We start from the raw sequence: 22,557 nt of genomic DNA, 5'->3' as shown, positions 1-22,557 counted from the left end.
CGCAACGACGCGCTGGCCCTGCCAGGCGGGCCGCTTTTCAATCACCGTGCACCAGTCCGTGCGCATCAGCGCCAGCTGGGCATCCCACTCCGGGTAAGTCTGACGACCCAGTTCAATCTCGGCCGCCATCGACTGGCTCACTGGCTCGTTCGGCGCAGCCGCATCCGGTCGCTGCGGCGCTTTGACCTGCAGGTCCAGTGGCTCGGGCGCCGGGGCATTGGGTTCGTTGAAGTCCCAAAGAAAGGAGTTGTCGTCACGGTAGGCTTCGGGCACCACATAACGCTGCGCCCGAAATGGCACGCGCATCTGGCCGAGGTCATTCGCCAAGATCGAAGCGAGGCGGCGAAAGGCCGCGTAGTCCATCAGGTTGGCCGCCTGTGCCTCGAACAGGCGGCGGGCTTTGTTAACCCAGAAGTTGTCGTCCTGGTAGTCCGGATCCATCAGTGCCAGGTTCATCCGCCCAACCAGCACGGAAAACCCCAACCCGGTTGGTTTAACACCGAGACGCAAAAACTCAAGGAACCAACTCCGCACCCCCGGGTAATCGCGCACCAGCAGCCTTTCGACCCGGGCATCTTCTATCGCCGACACGATGGCAATTCCCATCGGCTTGAGCATCAGGGTCGGCAAGCCCGCCGTCGAGTAGCGAAGGTGGGCCACGGCGTGCGCGACGGCGGCGCGGTAAAGGCGGTAACGATCGGGCCCATCGAGGGCGGTGTAGTCGTCGGGCAGCAGTAAATGGGTCGGCGTTAACACCGGCCGCAAAGGCAAACCCTCCAGCGTACTTTGGCGCCGTGGCTGGAGCTGGATCTCGCGGCCGCACAGACCATGCAGTAAAAGCGCCAGCGAGGGCAGCGACGCCGACAAGGTGCCGGCGCCAGCCTCGCCGTGCAATGCTTCAATAGCGCGCTGATCATCCAGCCGGAAGTAAGCTTGTTGGCGTAACTGCTGACCGGGGTACATGCGTAATCCGGTCAGTATCCAACGCCCCAGCCCCTCAGCCCCGACCCGCGACAGCAAGGCATCAAGGCGATCGACTACCGCCAGCGCAGACACTGGATCCTCGTCGTTCAGCGCTTGCAGCCAGTGCAGCACGGTCGACATTTGCCCTCTATCGGGCTGCGCTGCGAGCGTCGTCAACTTCTGGTCCAGCGCGCCGGTGAATTGACTGAAGTGGACATCGCGCCCGCGTGCATTCATGCTGTTCATGGGTGTCGACAGATCAAGCGGGCTTGCGTCAGTCATGGCCGCGCATTTCTTACCCGCCGAAATAGGCTTCGATGAAACCACGCAGTGCCGTTTCCATGTCCGGGTCATCCGTCAGCGCGCGGGTCATCGTCATGTCGCAGCTTTCCAGCGGATCGACGCCGGAGCCGATCAACACACCGGCATAGATCAACATGCGCGTCGAGATACCTTCGTCCAGGCCATGGTGCTTCAGGGCGCGCGAACGCTGCGCGATGCCTACCAGACGGGTCGCCACGTCCAACGCGACAGACGCCTCATGGGCGACGATATCGGCTTCAATGGCCGCGTCAGGGTAGTCAAACTTCAGTGCGGCAAAACGCTGACGGGTGGAAGGTTTCATGTCCTTGGCCCGGCTCTGGTAACCCGGGTTGTAGGAGACCACCAGCTGGAAATCGGGATGGGCATGCACCACCTCGCCTTTTTTGTCGAGCGGCAGAATGCGGCGTGCATCGGTCAACGGGTGGATCACCACCGTGGTGTCCTGCCGCGCCTCGACGACTTCGTCGAGGTAGCAGATGCCGCCGTGGCGCACCGCGAGCGTCAGGGGGCCGTCGTGCCAGGCCGTGCCCTGCGCGTCCAGCAGGTAGCGGCCGATCAGGTCGGATGCGGTCATGTCCTCGTTGCAGGCCAGCGTCACCAAGGGCCGCTGCAGCTTCCAGGCCATGTACTCCACGAAGCGGGTCTTGCCGCAGCCAGTCGGCCCCTTCAGTATCAACGGCATGCGGTGCGCATACGCATGCTCATACAGCGCAACTTCATGGCCGGCCGGTCGGTAAAAAGGCTCAGAATGAAGCCGGTAGGCGTCTAGGTTCGATGTCACGTCGGCAATCCTGTTAGGACGGACGGTCAGCGTACAGGCACGCCAACCGTCCTGGTGAGAAAATGTGAGCGATCAGCGATGGCCAGGCGCCTGGTTCGGAATTCCCTCAATCGGGCATTCGGCCGTTCCGGGCGTTGAACGTGTGATCGACTCAACCATCTTGCGAGTTCCTTCGGGATCGTTGATCCATTTTCCATAGAACTCAAAGGGGCAGGCGGCAACGCCGTTGGCGTCTTCGCCGGAATTGATCTTGCCCGTATAGCCACGATGCACCAGCTTGTACAAATGGTTGTTCGACTGCTGGTTCTTGCGTGCGTCGCGGATCAGGCTTGTCGATAATTCGGCATACTGGATACCCATTTCTTCGGTGCCGCATTCGCCGAGGCTGCGGCCGTCAAAGCCGACGATGGCCGAATGGCCAAAGTAGGAGTAGACACCGTCGAAGCCGGTGGCATTGGCCACGGCCACATAGACATTGTTCATCCAGGCCATGCACTTGGCCACCATCACCTGCTGCTCCTTCGCAGGGTACATATAGCCCTGGCAGCGCACGATCAATTCAGCGCCGCGCATGGCGCAGTCGCGCCAGATTTCCGGGTAGTTGCCGTCGTCGCAGATGATCAGGCTGATCTTCATGCCCTTGGGGCCTTCGGACACATAAGTGCAGTCACCGGGATACCAGCCTTCGATCGGCGTCCACGGCATGATCTTGCGGTACTTCTGGACGATCTCGCCCTTGTTGTTCATCAGGATCAACGTGTTGTACGGTGCCTTGTTGGGATGCTCCTCATGGCGCTCCCCGGTCAGCGAGAACACGCCCCAGACATTTGCTTGTCGGCAGGCTTCCGCAAAAATGTCGGTTTCCGCGCCGGGAATGGTCGACGCGGTTTCGTACATTTCTTGGGCGTCGTACATGATCCCGTGCGTTGAATACTCGGGAAAAACAACCAGGTCCATACCGGGCAGACCGCGCTTCATGCCCACCAGCATCTCCGCGATTTTTTTGGCATTGGCCAGCACCTCGGCCGTGGTATGCAGCCTGGGCATTTTGTAGTTGACGACGGCGACGCCGACGCAATCATCACTGCTTCCAATATCACCGTGTCTCATAACGTAACTCCTTTAGGTTAAAAAAACAATCAAACGGTCAAGAAAGATTTGACCTTCTCAGGGTTCAAGCCGGCGCGGGACTCCTCATGCACGATTCGCCCTCCGTCAATGACCAAAAACCGATCCGCCAGATCAAGGGCAAAACTAAGAACCTGCTCGGACACGACGATGGCAAAGCGTCGTTCCTTACGCAGCACGTTCAAGGTTCGAGCGATGTCCTTGATGATGGACGGCTGAATTCCCTCGGTAGGCTCATCGAGAATGAGTACCTTCGGGTCGGAGACAAGGGCGCGTGCAATCGCCAGCATCTGCTGCTGGCCACCCGACAGGTTGCCGCCTTTGCGATGTTTCATGTCCAGCAGTACCGGAAAGAAGCGGTAGACATATTCGGGCACCGTGCGGTAGCCGGAGTGCTCGCAGCCGGTCAGGATGTTCTCCTCCACGGTCAGGAAGGGAAAGATCATCCGGCCCTGTGGCACGAATGCCAAGCCGCGGCGCACACGTTCGTAGCTCTCGAGGCGCGACAGCTCGACGCCCTGCAATTGGATGCTCCCGGACTTGACCGGCAGCATGCCGATCAGCGATTTCAACAACGTCGTCTTGCCCATGCCATTGCGCCCCATGATGGCCACCGACTCTTCGTTGCCGACACGGAAGGACACGTCGCGGATGACTTGCGACTCCCCGTAGAAAACGTTCAGGTTTTTGACTTCAAACACGTTTTTCTCCTCAATGGCCGAGGTACACGTCGATCACGCGCGGGTCTTCCTGCACTTCCGCCACCGTGCCCTCGCTGAGCAGGCGGCCCTGATGCAACACCGTGACCTTGTGCGCGATGCGTTTGACGAAGTCCATGTCGTGTTCAATCACGATCACGGATTTTCCCTGTGAAATGCGGTTCAACAAGTCGGCAGTCTGTTCTCGTTCGCGCGGGCTCATTCCTGCGACCGGCTCGTCGAGCAGCAGCAATTCGGGCGACTGGATCAGCAGCATGCCGATCTCCAGCCATTGCTTCTGGCCGTGGCTGAGTCGGCCGGCCTTGTGGTCCAGCTGGCTACGCAGAAAAACTTGTTCAGCGATCGAAGTGATGCGCTCCATCACCTGTGCGTCGCGGCGGAAAAACAGGGAGCCGAAGACGCTCTGCCCTTCGGGTAGCGAGATTTCAAAGTTTTCAATCACTGTCAGGTCTTCATAGACCGACGGTGTCTGGAACTTCCGGCCGACACCGGCGCGCACAATTTCATGCTCCGACAAATGAGTCAGGTCGATGCCCTTGAAGAGTACACGGCCGGAGGATGGACGCGTCTTGCCGCAAATCATGTCGAGCAGTGTGGTCTTGCCGGCGCCGTTTGGCCCGATGATCACACGCAACTCGTTGCGGTCAATCGACAGGCTCAAAGCGTCAACGGCGCGAAAACCATCGAACGAAACTGTCAGGTTTTCCAGCCGGAGTATGGTTTCGGCAGTGGACGCGGCTTGGGACATTGTGCTCTCCTGCGGTCTGACGTGGGGGTAGTCGAGTACGGCGCTCATCGGGTGATGGGACGCTGGCGGATCAGTCGGTCAAGCAGCCCCGCCAGGCCGTTGGGCATGACCAGGACGACCAGAATGAACAGGGCACCGAGAAAATACAACCAGACTTCGGGAAAGGTCTCGGACAGGTAAGACTTCAGGAAGCCAATCAGTAGGGCACCAACCACCGCTCCAGGAATGGACAGGCGGCCGCCGACGGCTGCGTAGATCACCATCTCTACAGAGGCTGCGACACCGCCCACGCTCGGCGCAATCAGGCCGGCCTGAATGCTGTAGAAGGCGCCGCCTACTGATGAGAGGATGGCCGCCAGCGTGAAAATGAAGGCTTTGATGTGCGCCGTGTTGTAACCGCTGAAGCGAACCCTGTCTTCACGGTCGCGGATGGCAATCAGTATCTTGCCGAGGCGGCTACGCACGACAACCAGCGCCCCCAGCATCGCCAACGAAACTGCCACCGATTGCACAAAATAAATAACGCGTTTCGCGTCGTCGCCGATGATATCCATACCCAGCAGCGTACGAAAGTCGGTGATGCCGTTGGCCCCACCGGTGCCGCCTTGCTGGCCGACAATCAGCACCGTCATGGTCAGCGCCAGCGCCAGGGTAACGATGGCAAAGTAGACGCCACCAACGCGTTTTTTGAAGATGGCGTAAGAAAGCAGATAGGCCAGTACCGCCGGCACGGTCAGTATCAACAATACGGTGAACGGGAAACTGTGGAAGGGTTCCCACCACAGTGGCAGCTTTTCCACGCTGCTCCAGACCATGAAGTCGGGCAGTTCGGGCGCAGAGGCCTCAAGCTTCAGGAGCATCGCCATCATGTAGCCACCCATGCCGAAGAAAATGCCTTGCCCCAGGCTGAGAATGCCGCCATAGCCCCAGGTCAGCACGACGCCGATCGCGACGAAGGCAAAAGACATGTATTTACCCATCAGGTTCAGCCGGAACGGGTCCAGCACCAGCGGGAACACCGCCAGCAGCACCAAGATCAAAAGGGCCACAGCAATCAACTCAGACTGGCGGATAAGGGTCTTCATGGCCTAGCCTCGCGACTTGTTGGAAAACAGCCCACTGGGCTTGAAGTACAGTACGACGATGACCAGCAGCAGGATGGTCACTTTTGCCATCGAGCCGCTAATCAGGTATTCCAACGTGGTCTGCGACTGCGCGATCAGGAAAGCTGACAGCGCCGTGCCGAGTAGGCTCTGTACGCCACCGAAAACAACCACGATGAACGAGTCCACGATGTAGAGTTGGCCGGTGCCCGGGTTGGTCGAGCCAATCATGGTAAAGACACATCCGGCGATGCCGGCCAGCCCCGAACCCAGTGCGAAGGTCAAAGCGTCGACGCTTCTGGTGTTGATGCCCACCGCGCCGCTCATGGCCCGATTTTGCGTAACAGCCCGCACCCGCAGTCCCCAGCGGGTGCGGGTTAGCAGCAGGTACACGCCGACGGCCACGATGGCGGTCAGGCCGATGATGAAGACGCGCGTCAGCGGGAGCTGGATGCCGGCGCTGGGTTCCCAAGCGCCACTTAACCAGGGAGCCAGCGGCACACTGACCTCCTGCGCACCGAAGACGGACCGGTAGGTCTGTTGCAGGATCAGGCTCAAGCCCCAGGTTGCCAAAAGCGTATCAAGCGGCCGGTTGTAGAAAAATCGTATAAACCCGCGCTCAAGCACATAACCAAACGCGAAGGTCACGAGGAAGGCGAAAGGTATCGCGACGAAGAGATAGAAATCCATCCACTGCGGTGCGAATCTGGCAAAGGTGATCGCGGTCAGGTAGGTGGCGTAGGCGCCCATAGCCATTAGCTCGCCATGCGCCATATTGATGACACCCATGAGCCCGAAGACGATGGCCAGGCCGATAGCCATTAACAACAAGATAGTGAACAGGCTCACGCCGCTGAATATCTGCATCACCGCAATGTCCAGGCTCACTTCGTGTGCTCCATTATTCGACCGATGTGTGACTGTGTTTCAGTGGGTTAGGTGAGCCCACGCGGGCGTCTTGCGATCCCTGCGTGGAACTGGCGTGGTGGATTAAAGTTTCGGAAAAGGATTGGGCTCGATCAGGCCGGACGACTCCCAGACGATATCGAACTGACCGTCTGCACGCGCTTTTCCGATCCGTACTTTTTTCCAGACATGCTGGTTTTTAGAATGGACCCGCACTTTTCCTTCCGGTGCATCGAGTTCGATACCGGCACATGCGGCGATCACCTTTTGAGGGTCGAAGGATTTGGCTTTTTCGACCGCAAGCTTCCACAGATAGACGCAGTTGTAAGCCACTTGCATGGGGTCGCCGATGACGCGGTTCTGACCGTACTTCGCCTTGAATGCTTTGACGAAACGCTCGTTAGCCGGATTCTTGATGCTCTGGAAGTAGCCCATGCAGGCGTAGTAGCCTTCGGCGTTGTCCTTGCCTATACCCTCGATTTCATTTTCAGAGACCACGGTCGAGAGCAGCTTCTGTTTGGAGCCATCCAGGCCGGCTGCACGCAACTGCTTGTAGAAAGCCACATTGGAGCCACCGACCACGGTGCTGTATACCCAGTCCGGTTTGGCGGCTTTGATCTTGTTGATGATCGACGAGAACTCAGTATGGCCCAGCGGCGCATACTCTTCCCCGACCACCTTGCCGCCCATGCGCGCAACGGTCGGTTTGGCGATCTTGTTGCAGGTGCGCGGGTAGATGTAGTCGGAGCCCACCAGGAAAATGGTCTTACCCTTTTCGCGCGCCATCCATTCCACTGCGGCGACCACCGATTGCGTAGCTTCCTGCGATGGGTAGATCACATGCTTGTCCTGCTCCTGGCCCTCGTAGTAGGTCGGGTAGAACAGCAGGCCGTTGGCACGAGCCAATGCCGGCAACACCGCCTTGCGCGAGGCCGACGTGTAGCAGCCGACTATGGCGGCCACCTTGTCGCGCTCCAACAGCTTCTGAGCTTTCTCGGCGAATACGGGATTTTCGCTGGCGGCATCTTCCACCACTGCCTGTATCTGGCGCCCCATCACGCCGCCTGCGGCGTTGATCTCCTCAATAGCCATCTTCTCAGCGTCCACCAAGGATGCTTCGGCGATGGCAATGGTGCCGGACAGGGAGTGCAGCAAACCCAGCTTGACTATTTCCTGTGCATTAGCCAGGCTTGGGATCAGCGAAACCCCGGAGGTGGCGCCAAGTGCGACCATGGAACCGCTGGTTGTCATGAAACGGCGGCGATTGAATTGGCTCATCATGTTTCTCCTTTTGTCGATGCGATATTGCTTAATGTTGAACTAGAACTACTCGACAATAACTGTCAGGGGTACGCTGCAACAGCCACCATCGGTCGTGTTTTTTTCGGACAAAAAATGCCCTGAACGCCTAGGCATTCATTTAAAAAATCACAAAAAAATCAGCAAACAAAAAAGCCCGAACCGGATAAACCGGTTCGGGCTTTTTTGCCTTGCACTTGCCGGCAGTATTGGCGGTCAAGTGCGAAATGTCTGATGACGATTACTCGTCTGAATTAAATATAGCAATTTTCAGCATCATCGAAATAAGTGCTTACCCTTGTCTTCACTTGTTTGTGGCTGCGATTGAACTCTCGCGCTCAGACCCAAACTTGGCACGCCATAGACGCATGCGTCGCTACAGGGTACGCAGCACGCCATCCATGCTGCCCGCGACTTTTCCAGCCGCGTGGCGGCGCATTGGCCCACGCGGGGAGCGCTGTTGTTCGGTAGCCAGGCACGCACACTGCCCACGCGGTCATTCGTGCTGCTTTCCTGGCTGGCGCATGACTCCACCCGCAGCATGTGTACAGGTGGAATGACGGCGTCTCTGGCTGCCCCAAAAAACCGGAACTCGCCAAACATACCCATATTGGATACGATCACACCTAATATGGGTATAACCAAACATCCAACACCGACCAGCCTGGCCGACGCCCTGTTTCCCAAGGTGCGGCAGCGGGTGCTGGCTGTCTTGTATGGCAACCCGGACCGCAGCTTTTACGCCAACGAGGTGATTGCGCTGGCGCAGTCCGGCACGGGAGCCGTGCAGCGCGAGCTGGCAGCCCTGTCGGAGGCTGGCTTGCTCGTCGTCAACAAGCAAAGCAACCAGAAACACTACCAGGCCAATGCCGCCGCCCCGGTTTACGAAGAGTTGCGCGGTCTGGTGTTCAAGACCATGGGGCTGGCCGATGTGCTGCGCGCAGCCCTGGCGCCTTTGGCGGCGCAGATTGACTGCGCTTTCGTTTATGGCTCGGTGGCCAAACAGCAAGACACCGCCCAGAGCGATATTGATGTGATGGCCGTGAGCCCCAGCCTGGGTTATGCCGATGTGTTTGGCGCGCTGGAGAGCGTCACCACCACGCTGGGCCGCAAGGTCAACCCCACCCTGTACACCCCGGCCGACATGGCCAAGCGCGCAGCCAAAGACAACGCGCTTGTCACACATGTGATGAAACAGCCCAAAATATGGCTGATGGGAACAGAGGAAAAATTCCATGCCCGACCCGCTTGACAATCTGGGCGAATACGAAGGCTTGCTGGATGTGGATGAGCGGCAGGTAACAGACCTGATTGCTGCCACGCAAGCTGTCGTTGATGAATTGCCGACATGAGCACCTCCTGGTACGACCGCCACATCCTGCCCCATGCACTGGACTTTGCCTGTGGCCTGCCCATGGTGAGCCGGCAGCGCCAGCTGGTGGTGCCGCTGGCGCAGGGCCGGGTGCTGGAGGTGGGCATTGGCACGGGGCTCAACATGCCCTGGTATGACAAGACCCGCGTGAGCAAAATCACGGGGCTGGACCCGGCGCTGGAGCTGCACCCGCTGGCGCGCGAGCGCATCGCGCAGGCCGGGCTGGACGTGGAGCTGCTGGGCCTGTCGGCAGAGCAGATTCCGCTGCCCGACGCCAGCTTTGACACGGTGCTCATCACCTACACGCTGTGCACCATTCCCGATCCGCTGGCCGCGCTCAGGGAAATGCGCCGTGTCCTCGCGCCCGGCGGGCGGCTGCTGTTTTGCGAGCATGGCCGCGCGCCCGATGCGTCGGTGCGGCGCTGGCAGGAGCGGCTGCAGCCGCTGTGGGGAAAGGTGGCCGGCGGCTGCCACCTGGGACGCGACATTCCGGCGCTGCTGCAGGAGGCGGGTTTTGGCCTGGCCGACCTGCACACCCGCTACCTGCCCGGCCCGCGCCCCTTCACGTTTCACTACTGGGGCCAGGCCTTGCCGGTTTGAGCCATCCACGACTTACCCCCGCATCCTGTGGGTCACCTTGGGGATAACAATGTTCATAAGCCCCCAAACCCGCGCCGGCATTGGCTTTGCGGAGGCTGCCTCGAAATTGATCAGCGCTTGCGGGCGGGGTCAGCGGCCGTAATCCGTCGGACTGACAGGTCGGATCAATACTACTTATTTAATAGCTACTCACCCAATATCGGCGGTGGCCAGAGGCACTTTTTGTCATTATTTTTAGCTTCTTGGGTCTTCTGATCGCTTGTGGGTTGGCGCAGTGGTCACGGGAGGGACTGTTACTTGTTTGGTCGTGGGTTGGCTTTTCGGGGTTGGGCTGGCCGGGAGTCGCCCGGCATGCGACTCACTTTCTTTGCTTCGCCAAAGAAAGTAAGCAAAGAAAGGCGACCCGCAGTCCGGGTCCCCTGCGCTTCGCTACGGGGCAACCTGTGCTGCGCCAGAAAAGCGGGGGGCCGCGCAAACTCGGCTATCGCCTCAAACAGCGCGCGGCCCTGATCCCGCTTTTCTGGCGCATCACAGGCCCAGCCAGGACGGGTTTGAGTCGGGATCGGAAGCGGAATCGGGGGAATAGAACGAGCATGGCGCGTTCTGCGATGTTCGGCTGTTGGCTGTTGGCTGTTGGTATTTTTTCTTTTCTCCGGCCTAGCCCTTCTGCCTGCGCTGAGGAGCGGAGCTTCAGGCGGATCAGGGCCGCGCGCTGTCTGAGCGTAGCGAGTTTGCGCGGACCCCGCCTGAAGCGAGCACCGCAGGGTGCCCGTAGCGCAGCGAAGGGTCGCAGACAGTAGGGTCGCCTTTCTTTTCCTTAGGTTTCTTTGGCGAAGCAAAGAAAAGTAACTCGCCTGCCGGGGCGACTCCCGGCCAGCCCAAGCCAGCAACGCCAACCCGCTATCAATTAAGTAGCTACCAACTTAATGCTTACGGTCGCTACAGGCACTTTTCATCATAAATTTACGCTATGGAACATGACAGAAGCGATTCGCGGCGAGCCAGCAGGCCCTGAAACGCGCAGCCGCGCACCACGGACGAAAAAACTTACCCCCGCTTCCTGTGCGCCACGCTGTGGATAACAATGTTCATAAGCCGCCAAACCCGCGCCAGTGCTGGCTTTGCAGGCGCTGCCTCAGAATTGACCAGCGAACCGAGCCATTTCAATCCCGCCGCGCCGTTTTACCAATGAGGAAAAGTTTGTGGTAGCACAAAACAGCGATGGTTTGCACGCTGATTTGTGCGCTCTGGGCGCAAAAACTTACCCCCGCTTCCTGTGGGCCACGTTGTGGATAACTATGTTCACAAGCCGCCAAACCCGCGCCAATGCTGGCGTTGCAGGCGGTGCCTCTGAATTGACCAGCGGGCCGATTGACCGGTTAATCGATAAAGCGGCAAAGCGGTTGATGCAGCGCAAAGCCAGCCGGCTTATGGCGCGGGCGGCTTGGTGACGGCGTGAAACTCTCCGCTGAGCAGTTCGGGCAGCCGCTCTGTGCCCATCTTGAAGCCGCAGGCCTGCGCGTGGCCGCCGCCGCCCATGCTTTCGGCCAAGGCAATGCAGTCGTAGCTGCGCTGCGAGCGCAGCCCGACCTTGACAACGCCGCCCTTGGCAGCGTTCCACATCAGGGCAAAGGTGCCGCTTTGCGCGGAAAGGATGTTGCCGATCAGGCTGTGAAACACGCCGGGCGCGTTCAGCATCAGCCCGCTCTGGCCGTTGAAGGTGATGGGTTGCGCGCCTTCGGCCATGTCGGCGGCGAGCTTGCTGAATTTCTCGTCCATGGCCTGGCCGCGCGCCATGAAATCCAGCAGCTGCGCAGGGCTGAACGCAGCAATCTCGGCCCAGCGGGCAAAGTCAAACGGCTCCATGTCGAGCGCCGCCAGAAAGCCGGCGCTCTCGGGGTAGTGCCAGGTCCAGATGTCGCGGTCTTCCACATAGCGCACCAGGTCGGGCACAGGTGCGGCGGGGTGAAAAAACTCCCAGGCCAGCCGGGCGCCGGACTTGTTCATGTCAAAGTGCACCACGCCGCAGCGGCAGGCAAAGCCGGTGAGCTTTTCGGCCGCGCTTTTGTGGTGGTCCAGCAGCACCAGCTTGGCGGCGCGCGCCTCGATACCTTGCATGATCTCAGGCGAGAACGAAAAATCGAGGATGTACACGGCGCGGCCGCTGAGCGCGGGCAGCTCATCGACCGATTTGATGTCGCCGTGGTCCAGCCCCAAAAATTCGGCTTTACCCGCGTAGTAAAGCCAGGCCGCCAGGGCGGCGCCAAAGCCGTCCGGACAGCTGCGGCCGTGGTAGATAACCAGCGGCTGCGGGTCGTTCAGGCTGGGGGCAAGCAGAAGCTGCAGGGGAAGAATGGTTTTCATGATGGGGGGAATTGTCGCCCCAGGGCGGCGGGTTTTCCAGCGCTGCAGATTCAGGGCTTCACGATGGCCGCAGTCACTTGAGGCGGCGTTTGCGCATACTGCCTGAACTCCATCGAGTAGGTCGCGCGGCCCTGCGTGAGTGAGCGCAGCGCGGTCGAGTAGCCGAACATTTCAGCCAGCGGCACTTCGGCGCGGACCAGTTTTCCGCCCCCGCCAGCAATGTCTTCCATGCCCTGGATGCTGCCGCGCCGGGAGGACAGGTCGCCCATCACATGGCCCAGGAATTCGTCCGGCATCTCGACCTCGACCGCCATCATGGGTTCGAGAAGCACGGGTTTGGCGCGGCGCATGCCATCCCTGAACGCGATGGCGCCGGCCATGCGGTAGGCGTTTTCATTCGAGTCGACATCGTGGGAGGAGCCGAACACCAGCGTGGCCTTCACATCCACCACCGGGTAGCCCGCCAGCACGCCGGAGCGCATGCTTTCCTGGATGCCCTTGTCGACCGCCGGAATGTATTCGCGCGGCACGACGCCGCCCTTGATCGCATCAACAAACTGATAGCCCTGGCCGGGCGGCAAGGGTTCGAGGTTCAGTACCGCGTGGCCGTACTGGCCGTGCCCGCCCGACTGCTTGATGAATTTGCCTTCAATGTCGCTGACGGCCTGCCTGATGGTTTCGCGGTAGGCCACCTGCGGCTTGCCGACGTTGGCCTGCACACCGAATTCGCGTTTCATGCGGTCCACCAGAATTTCCAGGTGCAGCTCGCCCATGCCTGAAATGATGGTCTGGCCGGATTCCGGGTCGGTGTGCACGCGAAACGACGGGTCTTCCTGCGCGAGGCGGTTCAAGGCGGTGCCCATCTTTTCCTGGTCGGCCTGGGTTCTGGGCTCAACGGCCTGCGAGATTACGGGTTCCGGAAAGCGCATGCGTTCCAGGATGATGGGGTGCGCCGGGTCACACAGCGTGTCGCCGGTGGTTGCATGCTTGAGGCCCACGGCGGCGGCAATGTCGCCGGCACGCACCTCCTTGACCTCGTTGCGCACATTGGCATGCATCTGCAAAATGCGGCCCAGCCGCTCGCGCTCGCCCTTGGCCGGGTTGTAAACCGTGTCGCCCGCATGAACCACGCCCGAATACACGCGAAAGAAAATCAGCTGCCCGACATAGGGGTCGGTCATGACCTTGAAAGCCAGCGCCGAGAACGGCTCGTCGTCGCCAGGGTGCCGCTCGGCCTCCTTGTCGTCCTCGGTGTGGCCCAGAATCGCCGGCACATCGGCCGGCGAGGGCAGGTAGTCAACCACCGCGTCGAGCAAGGCCTGCACACCCTTGTTCTTGAAGGCGCTGCCGCAGAGCATGGGCACGATGTCGCCCGCCACGGTGCGCTGGCGCAGGCCTTGCCTGATCTCGTCCTCGCTCAGGGGCTCGCCCGCCAGGTATTTCTCCAGCAGCGCCTCGTTGGCCTCGGCAGCGGCCTCGACCATTTTTTCGCGCCACTCTTTCGCCAGTTCAAGCAGTTCAGCAGGAACTTCGCCGTACTCGAAGTGCAGACCCTGGCTGGTGTCGTCCCAGACGATGGACTTCATCTTTACGAGGTCCACCACGCCGTGAAAATGGTCTTCGGCGCCCACCGGGATCTGCACCGGCACGGCCACGCCCTTGAGGCGCTCGGCGATCTGGCGCTGCACCCGGAAAAAGTCAGCGCCCACGCGGTCCATCTTGTTGACGAAGGCGATGCGCGGCACCTTGTACTTGTTGGCCTGACGCCAGACGGTTTCAGACTGCGGCTGCACGCCGCCGACCGCGTCATAAACCATCACCGCCCCATCAAGCACGCGCATGGAGCGCTCAACCTCGATCGTGAAATCAACATGGCCCGGCGTATCGATGATGTTGATGCGGTGCTCGGGGTAGTTGCCGGCCATGCCTTTCCAGAAGGCCGTGGTGGCAGCCGAGGTGATGGTGATGCCGCGCTCCTGCTCCTGCGCCATCCAGTCCATGGTGGCGGTGCCCTCATGAACTTCACCCAGCTTGTAGTTCACGCCGGTGTAAAACAGGATGCGCTCGGTCGTGGTGGTTTTACCCGCGTCAATGTGGGCGCTGATGCCGATGTTGCGGTAGCGCGCTAGGGGTGTTTTGCGGGTCACGACAAGCTCCTTGATGGCCCCGCGCACGAGGGCGGGATGCACACGTTATTTTGCGCTTATAGCGGGGTTTTGTGCAGGCAATGGCGGGAGTCGGGGTTGACCCGGGCGTGTAATTCCGGGGCGCATGCTGCATGGGGAACCGTGTCAATTTTTTTATTGAAAGTGGCTGCGGCGCATTGACTGCGGGTTAGTACAGCTACTGAATTTGTAGCGGTTTGGCTTTTCGTGCTTGGGCTGGCCGGGAGTCGCCCCGGCGGGCGACCCCCGGCCAGCCCAAGCCAGCAACGTCAAACCGCGACCAATCAAGCTACGACCTGCGCGACATTAGAAGAGCTGAGCAGTAACAAAAAATAAGTAAAAAAGGCCTATAGTGCCCGTTAATAAAGCGCAAGTAGCTATAGGCAACATAGCAAATCCCGACCATCCACAAGCCCGTACTGCCGCTTCAAGAAGTCCAGCGTCTGACATCAATGTGAAAGCGTCAATCGCCACCACGAACCATCAACCAGCCGGGCATGCGCCCCGACGGCACGCTGTACTGCGGTGCAAACCATGCCGTTTGCCCGCCCTTCCAAGACCTGCTGGGCGCCGTCGACTTTGCCATCGCCAAAGACTCCCCGGCGCATGGGGAATACACGGCTGAAGTCTGATGCCGGGCCAGCGGGCGCTATTTCTTTTCCAGAATCACCAGCGCGATGCCGCCCAAAATGGCGCCGGATGCCAGCACCATGGGGAGCGTCACGGCTTCACCGATAAAGACAATACCGCCCAGCGCGGCCAGCACCGGAACGCTCAGCTGCACGGTGGCCGCATGGGTGGCCTTTAACGCGGGCACGGCCTGATACCAAATGGCGTAACCCAGCGCCGAGGCCAGCGCGCCCGACAACACGGCAAGCCCAAGGCCGGCCAGGTCCAGTGACAGGTGGTTGACCATGAACAGGCTCAGCAGCAGCGCCATCGGCACCGTGCGCAAGAAATTGCCGGCGGTCACGCGGGTCGGGTCGCCTGCGCCTTTGCCGCGCAGCGAATAAACACCCCATGCCACCCCCGCGCTCACCATCGACAGGGAACTGGGCAGCGAAGGCGCCGCAAGCCCCGGCAGCATCAGCGCCACCAGCCCGGCCAGGGCCAGCGCGAGCCCGACCAGCTGCCACTTGCGAAAACGCTCGCCCCGCCACACGCCGTAACCAATCATCGTGGCCTGCACCGCGCCAAACAGCAGCAGCGCGCCCGTGGCCGCAGACATGCTGACATAGGCAAACGAAAAAGCCGCCGCATACACAAACAGCGCACCGGCCGACAGCCAGTTGCCACTACCTGCAGTTGCTGTTGAAGCCGGGCCACTTTTTAGCCGCACCACCCACCACAGCATGCATGCACCCGACAGTAAACGGATGGTCGTGAAACTGGCCGCGTCGATGCTGGTGTGCTTGAGCGCCATGCGGCAAAGCAGCGAATTGCCCGCAAATGCCAGCATCGCCAGACAGACCAAAATGATTAAACGTAGCTGGGGCATGGTGCTGAAGAAAAAGAAGGGCGTCTGGCGGGCGTTGTATTCCAGCCAGCGTGCTTGGGGCGCATGAAGTCTGAGCCGGCCGCACCTGCCGCTTCAGGCGCTCACTTCGCCCTGAGCCCCTGCACCAGCGCGCCCAGCGCAATGCCGGCCAGCGCCCATAGCAAGTCCCAGTTGCCTGCGCCCAGGCCTGCAATGGCCGGGCCGGGGCATACGCCGGACAGGCCCCAGCCCACGCCGAACAGGGCCGCGCCCACCAGGGTGTCACGGTTCCAGACGCTGGGGTGCTTGTGGAAGTGGTCGTCCAGCAGCGGCCGGGCGAGCAGGCGGGGCGCCAGCTGGTAGACCAGCAGCACCACCGCTACCGCGCCGCCCATCACCAGCATGAGCCCGAAGTCCTCAAAACGCAGAAAGCTCAGCACCACCTCGGGCTGGATCATGGTGGAGTACGACAGGCCGAAGCCAAACAGCACGCCCGCCGCCAGGGTGGCCAGCGCTTGGGGAAGGGTCTTGTTTGCCGTGCTCATGCCAGCCACCTTGCGGCCAGGTTGGCCGTCAGGAACGCGGTTGCCATGAAGGTCAGCACCGCCATCAGTGAGGGCAACTGCAGCGAGCCCAGCCCGCAAATGCCATGACCCGACGTGCAGCCGTTGCCCAGGCGCGACCCATAGCCCACAAAAAACCCGCCCACCAGCAACTGCCATGCCGGCACCGCCGTAGCCTGGGGCTCGCCGCCCGCAAAGCCCAGCCACCACACCAGCGCGCCCAGGATCAGCCCCAGCGCATAGACCAGCCGCCAGCCGCGCGAATCAACAAACCGCGCCTGCTGAAAAAATGGCCGGCGCACCACGAAAGACCAGGTCGACGAAAACACCGTGCTCATGCCGCCTATGCGGCCCGTCAGCACAAACAGCAGCGCCGCACCCGTGCCAATGAGCACACCGCCCAGCAGATAGTGCTGCCAGCCGAGGGGAAAGAGAGAAAGAGAAATATTCATGGCTGTGAATTATCCGTGATCGGATTCATTGGAGTTTGGCGCCGATTCCCGCATGGTCCACACCAGCAAGAGGTTGTTTGACGGCATGGCGCGCCGCGCAGACAGCCGCAGCCCGGCGCGGGCGGCCGCTTGCTCCACGTCTTCACGGCGGCGAATGCCCCAGTCGGGGTTTTGCGCGCGCAGGCGTTGGTCAAATGCCCGGTTGCTCTCAGCGGTGGGCACATCGCCCTCCAGATACGGCCCGTAGGTGATGAGCATGCCACCCGGCGCCAAGTGCCGCGCGCTGCCGCGCATCAGTGCGGCGCAAGTGGCCCAGGGGGCGATGTGCAGCATATTGGCGCAGTAAATCAGGTCGAACTTGAGGTCGAACTGCGCACTGTGTGGCAGCCAGCGCGGCGCCATGACGTCCAGTTGCAAGGGCGCGCGCACAGGGCTTGACCCGTGCTGGGCCAGCGATGCTGCAATGACGTTCAGTGCTTCGGGCTGTGCGTCAGTGGGCTGCCATGTCCAGTGCGGCAGGCCATGGGCAAACCAGGCGACATGCTGGCCGGTGCCCGAGGCAATCTCCAGCGCGCTGCCGCGTTCGGGCAGCACCTGGCGCAGCACGTCGAGTATGGCCTGCTTGTTGCGGTCGGCGGCGGGGCTGAACATGGGCGGGCTGTGGGCGGCAAAGGGGGGCGTTGCCATCAAGGCAAGATCACTATCGACCCGGTCGTCTGGCGTGCCTCTGCCGCCCGGTGGGCTTCGGGCAGCTGGTCAAGCCTGAAGCGCGCGCCTATGGTGGCACGCACCGCGCCACTGGCCATTGCTGCAAACACGTCGGCCGCATTGGCGCGGAAGGTGGCCGGGTCGGCGTTGTGCGGAAAGACCGAGGGCCGCGTTAAAAACAGGCAGCCTTTCTTGTTGAGCAGCTCCGGGTCCATCGCGGGCGCCGGGCCCGAAGCCGCGCCGAACAGCACCACCATGCCAAATGGCGCGGTGCAGTCCAGCGAACCCATGAAGGTGTGCTGCGCCACCGAGTCGTACACCACGCGCGCCTTGCGCCCGCCCGTGGCTGCAATCACCTGCGCCACCCAGTCGGGCTGGGTGTAGTCGATGCAGGCATCACAGCCGGCTTTGCGGGCCAGTTCGCACTTGGCCGCCGAGCCGGCGGTGCCTATCACGGTGGCGCCCAGCGCCTTGGCCCAGCTGCACAGAATCAGGCCCACACCGCCGGCGGCGGCATGCACCAGCACCACGTCGCCCGGCTGCACGGGGTACGTCTTTTTGACGAGGTACTGCGCCGTCATGGCCTTGAAAAAGATCGCGGCGGCGTCTTCGTCGCTGATGCCCGCCGGGATCTTGACCAGCTTGGCCGCCGGCACATTGCGCCGGTCCGCATAGGCGCCCACGCCAGCGTTCATGTAGACCACGCGGTCGCCCACCCGCAGGTCTGTCACGCCTTCGCCCAGCGCCTCCACCACGCCGGCAGCCTCATGCCCGAGCCCGGTGGGCGTCGGCAGCGGGTATTTACCGGCGCGCTGGTAAATGTCGATGTAGTTAAAGCCAATGGCCGTCTGGCGCAATTGCACCTCCCCCATGCCGGGGGCGGGCAGTTCAAGCGTGGCCAGGCGCATGACCTCGGGGGCGCCGAATTCGGAGAGCTGGATGGAGCGGGCACGTGTCATGGTGGGGCTGTCTCAAAAAATTTGTAATTAAAACATGATGCTCTGCACCGCGGGTTGCAACTCCGGCGCGTGGGCTGCGACACCCTGGCTCAGGGCCACTTACCCGCCGCCCCCCTGGGGGATGCGGAGAAAACCATACGTGAAAAGTGGCTGTAGCCGGCGTTATATATTGATTAGTAGCTATATAAAATATAGCAAATGTCAGCCCGCCGTCATCAAGAGGCAGGCTTCAACGTATGTCTTCAATCGCATGCCGTTTATCGGGCACCTGCGGCGTGATCAGCGCGTAGCCCTGGTTCTGCCAGTGGACCAGCTCTGTCATGGCTGACGGTGCGATTTCAATAAAAGGCTGCAGGTCCGTTTCGGTGTAGCCGTAGTCCTGCATCGCCAGGCCGCAAATCTTGAACTTCACGCCCTCGGCCGCGTAGTAGCGCATGCGCTGTACCACTTCCTGGTACTTGTCTTCGTTCTTGCGCGCCACCGTCACAATTTCGGTGCCGTGCAGCAGCACGATGATGCGCATGTCGTCGGCAAACATGCTGTAGGGCGCTTCAGTCAGCGGGTTGACCAGCGAGCGCACCCAGTACAGCGCCGACCCCATCTTGGCCGGACTGTCCAGGTACATATCAAACAGCACCTTCGGGTTGGCGTAGGGCGTTTGCACCCGCTTGCCCTGTGCCAGGGCCGGCGCACCCGTCACCAGCCCCAGGGCCAGTGTCACCAGCAAGGCGCGGCGGCGTGCATCTCCCGGCAAAGGGGTAGTCCAGGCTGGGCGGATAGACGAATTGGAAAAGACGGTCATCGCAGTTCTCCTGATTGCTCCGGGGGGCGATGCTTCAGTGTACGCAGTAGCGGTGCAGCGTGCCGAAGTGTTTTACCGCGGTCTGTGGCTGGCGTCTAAATGTGCGGCCTCTTCACCGCTTCACCTCTGGAACGCCAGCAAGCGACCCGCTTAGCCGGCCAGAAACAGCGCCGGGTCCACCATCGCGCGGTTCAGCATCACGCCCCAATGCAGGTGCGGCCCGGTCACGCGGCCGGTGGCGCCCACGGCGCCCAGGCGCTCGCCGGTCTTCAGCACATCGCCCGGCTTTACATCGATGGCGCTCAGGTGGCACACCATGCTCAGCAGCCCGCCGCCGTGGTCCAGCCACACGGTGTGGCCATTGAAGAAATAGTCACCCGTGTCAATCACCCGGCCCGGCAGCGGTGCCACCACCGGCGTGCCCGTGCCGGCCGCAATGTCCATGCCACTGTGCGGATTGCGCGACTGCCCGTTGAACACGCGCCGCAGCCCGAACGAACTGGAGCGCCGCCCCGGCGTCGGCACCTGCATGCGCAAGGCCGAGGCCTGCGGCAAAGGCTCGCTGAACGTGGCCATCACCGTCGCCTGGTGCGCGCGCTCGCGCTCGTAGCGCGCCGCGTCTTCGGGCGACAAATCGACCGTGCGCGGCGACACGCGCAAGCGCTGCTCAAGGTAGCGCTTGCTTGCCACCGTGTAGGCAATTTCCCGCCGGCCACCTTCAGCGGTTTGCACCGCAATGCTCGCCTCGCCGGGCTCGGCGGCCAGCGCAATGCCCACCAGCGCCGTCCACTCGATCACATCGCCCACCACCAGCAAGGGCAGCTCGCCCGCATGCGCCACCGGCCGCGTCGCCGCCGGGCCGAGCGACAGCCGGGCGATGCCGCCGGGAACCTGTGAAGCGTTCGGCCAGACACCGGACGGCTGCGGCGCGGCGGCGGCAAGGCGTGGCGCGGGCAGCGCCAGCAGGCTGACGGCGCCCAGCAGGGCAGAGCGGCGGGTCAGCAGCTGATGAGGGAGGTGAAGCGTGGACACAGTGTTTGAAGGGAAGAAGTAAAAGGTGGGGCCTGATTTGCGATCAAGCCTAACCCATGCGGCGCAGTGCCGCCAGGCTCAATGCGTGGGCAGCGTTACCCTCAGCACGTCGGCCAGCCCCATGGTTGAGCGGCGAGCCTTTTGAATTTGATTTCATTTTCTCCTGGCCCAGCAGCGGGATATTCATGCGGTGCCGGACGTTTTGTACTTGGCCAATACTTCAGACAGCGGCACGGCGCGAATCTCTCTGCGGCGGTGCGCAGCCAGACGGTCATCCGCTTCCCGGGCCCACAACGCATCCATAGACGGGTCGGGCTCATCCAGGCTGACCAGAATGTGCTCCGCCAGCGCCATACGCTCCACTGGCGGTAGCTGCATGGCAATTTTCTTGCCGTGCACTGAAGCGGGCCACCTTCGTTGTCATGTATTTGCTTTACGGGATTCAACCCATGAGAGACCATGCGGGATTGAACTACCAGGAATCGTTTGTGATGAACCCCAACCCCGTACTGCACCAGAAATGGATTTACCGCCGCCACCCGACCGGCATCGTTGGCCCGGAGCACTACGAACTGACGAGCAGCCCCTTGTCGATGGACTTGTCGGACGGTGAGGTGCTGGTCGAGGCCAGGTACCTCAGCGTTGACCCCTACATGCGCATCAACCAGTCGCTCAAGCCCACCTACAACGCCGATCCGCATCCGCTGAACGCCGTGCAGAACGCGGGCATGGTGGGCCGCGTCATTGCGTCGAGCGCCAGCACCCTGGCGCCGGGTGACTGGGTCGAGGGCATGCTCGGCTGGCAGAGCCACGCCCGGTGCCATCACAGCGCCGTGCGCAAGCTCGACCCCGCCCTGGCCCCCGTGAGCACCGCCTTGGGTGTGCTCGGCATGCCCGGTCGAACCGCCTGGTTTGGCCTGACCGAAGCAGGGCGCCCGCACGCGGGTGAGGTGGTGGTGGTGTCTGGCGCCGCCGGTGCCGTGGGCTCGCTGGTGGCGCAGTTCGCCAAAAAGCATGGCGCGCGCGTGCTCGGTATCGCCGGGGGCTCAGCCAAGTGCCAGTGGCTGCTAGATACCGTGGGGCTGGACTGGGCGCTTGACTACAAGGCCTACGCCAGCGCGCAGCAACTCTCGGATGCCATTCGTGAACGCACGGGCGGCGTGGACGTGTATTTTGACAACGTCGGCGGCTGGATCAGCGACGCCATCTTTCCCATCATCAACCGGCGCGCCCGCATCATCATCTGCGGCACGATCAGCCAGTATTCCGGCGGGCTCGATACGCCCGAACTGGGGCCGCGCTTTCTGCACCACATGCTCTACCAGCGGGCCACCATCCAGGGCATGCTGGCGCGAGACTACCTGCACCGGATGGATGAAATGCTGCGCATCGTCGGCCCCTGGGTGCAGCGCGGCGAGATCGTGTTTGAAGAAACCGTGGTGAAGGGCTTCGACCAGCTGCCGCTGGCCTTGAACAGCCTCTTCACCGGCGACCATCGCGGCAAGGTGCTGGTGGAGGTCTGAGCTGGACGCGCCGCGCCTGCCAATTGCCATACCCCTATTGGGGTGGATCATTCCTTGAATGGGTTTTAGGCCTCTAGCCCCCGTGCAATAAGCGCAAGCAGCTATCGTAACTGTAGCGACTGCTTATCGCGTCGCCGCCGTCTTCGTCTTCATGCACCACGGCCACCGGGCCTTGCGCGTTAGCCGAGTGCAGCCAGATGTCCACGCCACCATCTGCGCCGTGTGACTGCGAGCGGGTTTCAAACCCGGCTTGCGCAAACAGCGCTTCACACACGGCCTCAAACCGGCGTCATTCAATGGCGGCAAAGACGGCGGGGCTCCATGTGCTGGCGCGTTGGGGTGGTGCTGTTGGTTTGGTGGCAGGCGCGCGACGCGCCTCGGCATCAGCGCCGCCGGGTGCGGGCGGCGGAATATTGCCAAATGCGTCCTGCGAGTTTGCTGGCCTATCACGCTGGGCCAGTCACGGCCTTCGCCCGTCTCTTGGAGCCCTTGGTGTCTGTTGGCAGCAGGCTGGTGTATTTCTGGTACAGCTCAAACAGAAAGGCCACGCGCTCGGCGTCGCTCTTGTA

At 61.7% G+C, this 22,557-nt stretch carries 23 protein-coding genes and 1 pseudogene; 5 read left to right on the top strand and 19 right to left on the bottom strand.

Features of this window, described 5'->3' with window-relative positions; genetic code table 11:
- The 8 genes and pseudogenes from Q8K05_RS14665 to urtA all read right to left on the bottom strand — a co-directional run.
- A pseudogene (locus Q8K05_RS14665) lies at window positions 1-1,245 on the bottom strand (hypothetical protein); the annotation flags it as partial.
- 13 nt (window positions 1,246-1,258) lie between these two features.
- On the bottom strand, window positions 1,259-2,068 hold the full coding sequence (locus Q8K05_RS14660; RefSeq protein WP_305247367.1) for a CbbQ/NirQ/NorQ/GpvN family protein: 810 nt from the start codon (window positions 2,066-2,068) through the stop codon (window positions 1,259-1,261).
- Window positions 2,069-2,140: 72 nt separating this feature from the next.
- The gene (locus tag Q8K05_RS14655) at window positions 2,141-3,178 is read right to left on the bottom strand and encodes an aliphatic amidase (RefSeq protein WP_305247366.1); all 1,038 of its coding nucleotides are present in this window, start codon (window positions 3,176-3,178) and stop codon (window positions 2,141-2,143) included.
- 29 nt (window positions 3,179-3,207) lie between these two features.
- On the bottom strand, window positions 3,208-3,897 hold the full coding sequence (gene urtE, locus Q8K05_RS14650; RefSeq protein WP_305247365.1) for an urea ABC transporter ATP-binding subunit UrtE: 690 nt from the start codon (window positions 3,895-3,897) through the stop codon (window positions 3,208-3,210).
- Window positions 3,898-3,907: 10 nt separating this feature from the next.
- Window positions 3,908-4,663 carry an urea ABC transporter ATP-binding protein UrtD gene (gene urtD / locus Q8K05_RS14645; RefSeq protein ID WP_305247364.1) on the bottom strand — a complete coding sequence of 252 codons (756 nt, stop codon included), beginning with the start codon at window positions 4,661-4,663 and terminating at the stop codon, window positions 3,908-3,910.
- Between the two features lie 44 nt (window positions 4,664-4,707).
- The gene (urtC, locus tag Q8K05_RS14640) at window positions 4,708-5,694 is read right to left on the bottom strand and encodes an urea ABC transporter permease subunit UrtC (protein WP_305247370.1); all 987 of its coding nucleotides are present in this window, start codon (window positions 5,692-5,694) and stop codon (window positions 4,708-4,710) included.
- A gap of 57 nt (window positions 5,695-5,751) precedes the next feature.
- The gene (gene urtB, locus Q8K05_RS14635; RefSeq protein WP_305247369.1) at window positions 5,752-6,633 is read right to left on the bottom strand and encodes an urea ABC transporter permease subunit UrtB; all 882 of its coding nucleotides are present in this window, start codon (window positions 6,631-6,633) and stop codon (window positions 5,752-5,754) included.
- Between the two features lie 123 nt (window positions 6,634-6,756).
- Window positions 6,757-7,950 (bottom strand): urea ABC transporter substrate-binding protein, encoded by a 1,194-nt coding sequence (gene urtA, locus Q8K05_RS14630; RefSeq protein WP_305247363.1) that lies wholly within the window; start codon window positions 7,948-7,950, stop codon window positions 6,757-6,759.
- 652 nt (window positions 7,951-8,602) lie between these two features.
- Here urtA and Q8K05_RS14625 point away from each other — a divergent pair.
- Together Q8K05_RS14625 and Q8K05_RS14620 are read left to right on the top strand one after the other, a co-directional pair.
- Entirely contained in the window at window positions 8,603-9,223 is a 621-nt protein-coding gene (locus Q8K05_RS14625; RefSeq protein ID WP_305247362.1) for a transcriptional regulator, read from the top strand.
- Window positions 9,224-9,319: 96 nt separating this feature from the next.
- Entirely contained in the window at window positions 9,320-9,943 is a 624-nt protein-coding gene (locus Q8K05_RS14620; protein ID WP_305247361.1) for a class I SAM-dependent methyltransferase, read from the top strand.
- Window positions 9,944-11,371: 1,428 nt separating this feature from the next.
- On the opposite strand, the gene Q8K05_RS14615 is transcribed toward Q8K05_RS14620, so the two are convergent.
- Together Q8K05_RS14615 and fusA are read right to left on the bottom strand one after the other, a co-directional pair.
- Entirely contained in the window at window positions 11,372-12,307 is a 936-nt protein-coding gene (locus tag Q8K05_RS14615; protein WP_305247360.1) for a DHH family phosphoesterase, read from the bottom strand.
- A 50-nt stretch (window positions 12,308-12,357) separates the two neighbouring features.
- Window positions 12,358-14,454, bottom strand: a complete 2,097-nt coding sequence (gene fusA / locus Q8K05_RS14610; protein ID WP_305247359.1) for an elongation factor G — start codon at window positions 14,452-14,454, stop codon at window positions 12,358-12,360.
- 515 nt (window positions 14,455-14,969) lie between these two features.
- On the opposite strand from fusA, the gene Q8K05_RS14605 reads away from it, so the two are divergent.
- Window positions 14,970-15,104, top strand: coding sequence for a hypothetical protein (locus tag Q8K05_RS14605; protein WP_305247358.1), 135 nt, complete (start codon window positions 14,970-14,972; stop codon window positions 15,102-15,104).
- A 17-nt stretch (window positions 15,105-15,121) separates the two neighbouring features.
- Here Q8K05_RS14605 and Q8K05_RS14600 read toward each other — a convergent pair whose 3' ends face one another.
- Window positions 15,122-15,826 (bottom strand): DMT family transporter, encoded by a 705-nt coding sequence (locus Q8K05_RS14600; protein WP_370868867.1) that lies wholly within the window; start codon window positions 15,824-15,826, stop codon window positions 15,122-15,124.
- Between Q8K05_RS14600 and Q8K05_RS14595 the strand changes: the two genes are divergently transcribed.
- Window positions 15,825-16,037, top strand: a complete 213-nt coding sequence (locus tag Q8K05_RS14595) for a hypothetical protein (protein WP_305247371.1) — start codon at window positions 15,825-15,827, stop codon at window positions 16,035-16,037. The genes Q8K05_RS14600 and Q8K05_RS14595 overlap by 2 nt on opposite strands.
- A gap of 34 nt (window positions 16,038-16,071) precedes the next feature.
- Here the strand turns inward: Q8K05_RS14595 and Q8K05_RS14590 are convergent, their stop codons facing one another.
- The 7 genes from Q8K05_RS14590 to Q8K05_RS14560 form a co-directional block, all read right to left on the bottom strand.
- A complete protein-coding gene (locus Q8K05_RS14590) occupies window positions 16,072-16,494 on the bottom strand; it encodes a DUF6691 family protein (protein WP_305247357.1) in 423 nt (140 codons plus the stop codon).
- Window positions 16,491-16,964 carry a YeeE/YedE family protein gene (locus tag Q8K05_RS14585; protein WP_305247356.1) on the bottom strand — a complete coding sequence of 158 codons (474 nt, stop codon included), beginning with the start codon at window positions 16,962-16,964 and terminating at the stop codon, window positions 16,491-16,493. Before Q8K05_RS14585 ends, Q8K05_RS14590 begins: the two co-directional genes overlap by 4 nt.
- A gap of 9 nt (window positions 16,965-16,973) precedes the next feature.
- The gene (locus tag Q8K05_RS14580) at window positions 16,974-17,651 is read right to left on the bottom strand and encodes a DUF938 domain-containing protein (protein WP_305247355.1); all 678 of its coding nucleotides are present in this window, start codon (window positions 17,649-17,651) and stop codon (window positions 16,974-16,976) included.
- Window positions 17,651-18,631, bottom strand: coding sequence for a quinone oxidoreductase (locus tag Q8K05_RS14575; protein ID WP_305247354.1), 981 nt, complete (start codon window positions 18,629-18,631; stop codon window positions 17,651-17,653). Before Q8K05_RS14575 ends, Q8K05_RS14580 begins: the two co-directional genes overlap by 1 nt.
- Window positions 18,632-18,860: 229 nt before the next feature.
- On the bottom strand, window positions 18,861-19,433 hold the full coding sequence (locus tag Q8K05_RS14570; protein WP_305247353.1) for a DsrE family protein: 573 nt from the start codon (window positions 19,431-19,433) through the stop codon (window positions 18,861-18,863).
- A 150-nt stretch (window positions 19,434-19,583) separates the two neighbouring features.
- Window positions 19,584-20,465, bottom strand: coding sequence for a M23 family metallopeptidase (locus tag Q8K05_RS14565; RefSeq protein WP_305247352.1), 882 nt, complete (start codon window positions 20,463-20,465; stop codon window positions 19,584-19,586).
- A gap of 183 nt (window positions 20,466-20,648) precedes the next feature.
- The gene (locus tag Q8K05_RS14560; RefSeq protein ID WP_305247351.1) at window positions 20,649-20,843 is read right to left on the bottom strand and encodes an addiction module protein; all 195 of its coding nucleotides are present in this window, start codon (window positions 20,841-20,843) and stop codon (window positions 20,649-20,651) included.
- Between the two features lie 71 nt (window positions 20,844-20,914).
- Here Q8K05_RS14560 and Q8K05_RS14555 point away from each other — a divergent pair, with 71 nt between their 5' ends.
- On the top strand, window positions 20,915-21,988 hold the full coding sequence (locus Q8K05_RS14555) for an NADP-dependent oxidoreductase (RefSeq protein ID WP_305247350.1): 1,074 nt from the start codon (window positions 20,915-20,917) through the stop codon (window positions 21,986-21,988).
- 73 nt (window positions 21,989-22,061) lie between these two features.
- Here the strand turns inward: Q8K05_RS14555 and Q8K05_RS14550 are convergent, their stop codons facing one another.
- Window positions 22,062-22,262, bottom strand: coding sequence for a restriction endonuclease (locus Q8K05_RS14550; protein WP_370868866.1), 201 nt, complete (start codon window positions 22,260-22,262; stop codon window positions 22,062-22,064).
- Window positions 22,263-22,557 lie beyond the last annotated feature (295 nt).

It is taken from the genome of Polaromonas sp., assembly GCF_030682935.1.
GTDB lineage: Bacteria > Pseudomonadota > Gammaproteobacteria > Burkholderiales > Burkholderiaceae_C > Polaromonas.
The sequence above is the reverse complement of the archived record's forward strand: the minus strand, read 5'-3'. Positions and strand labels throughout refer to the sequence as shown.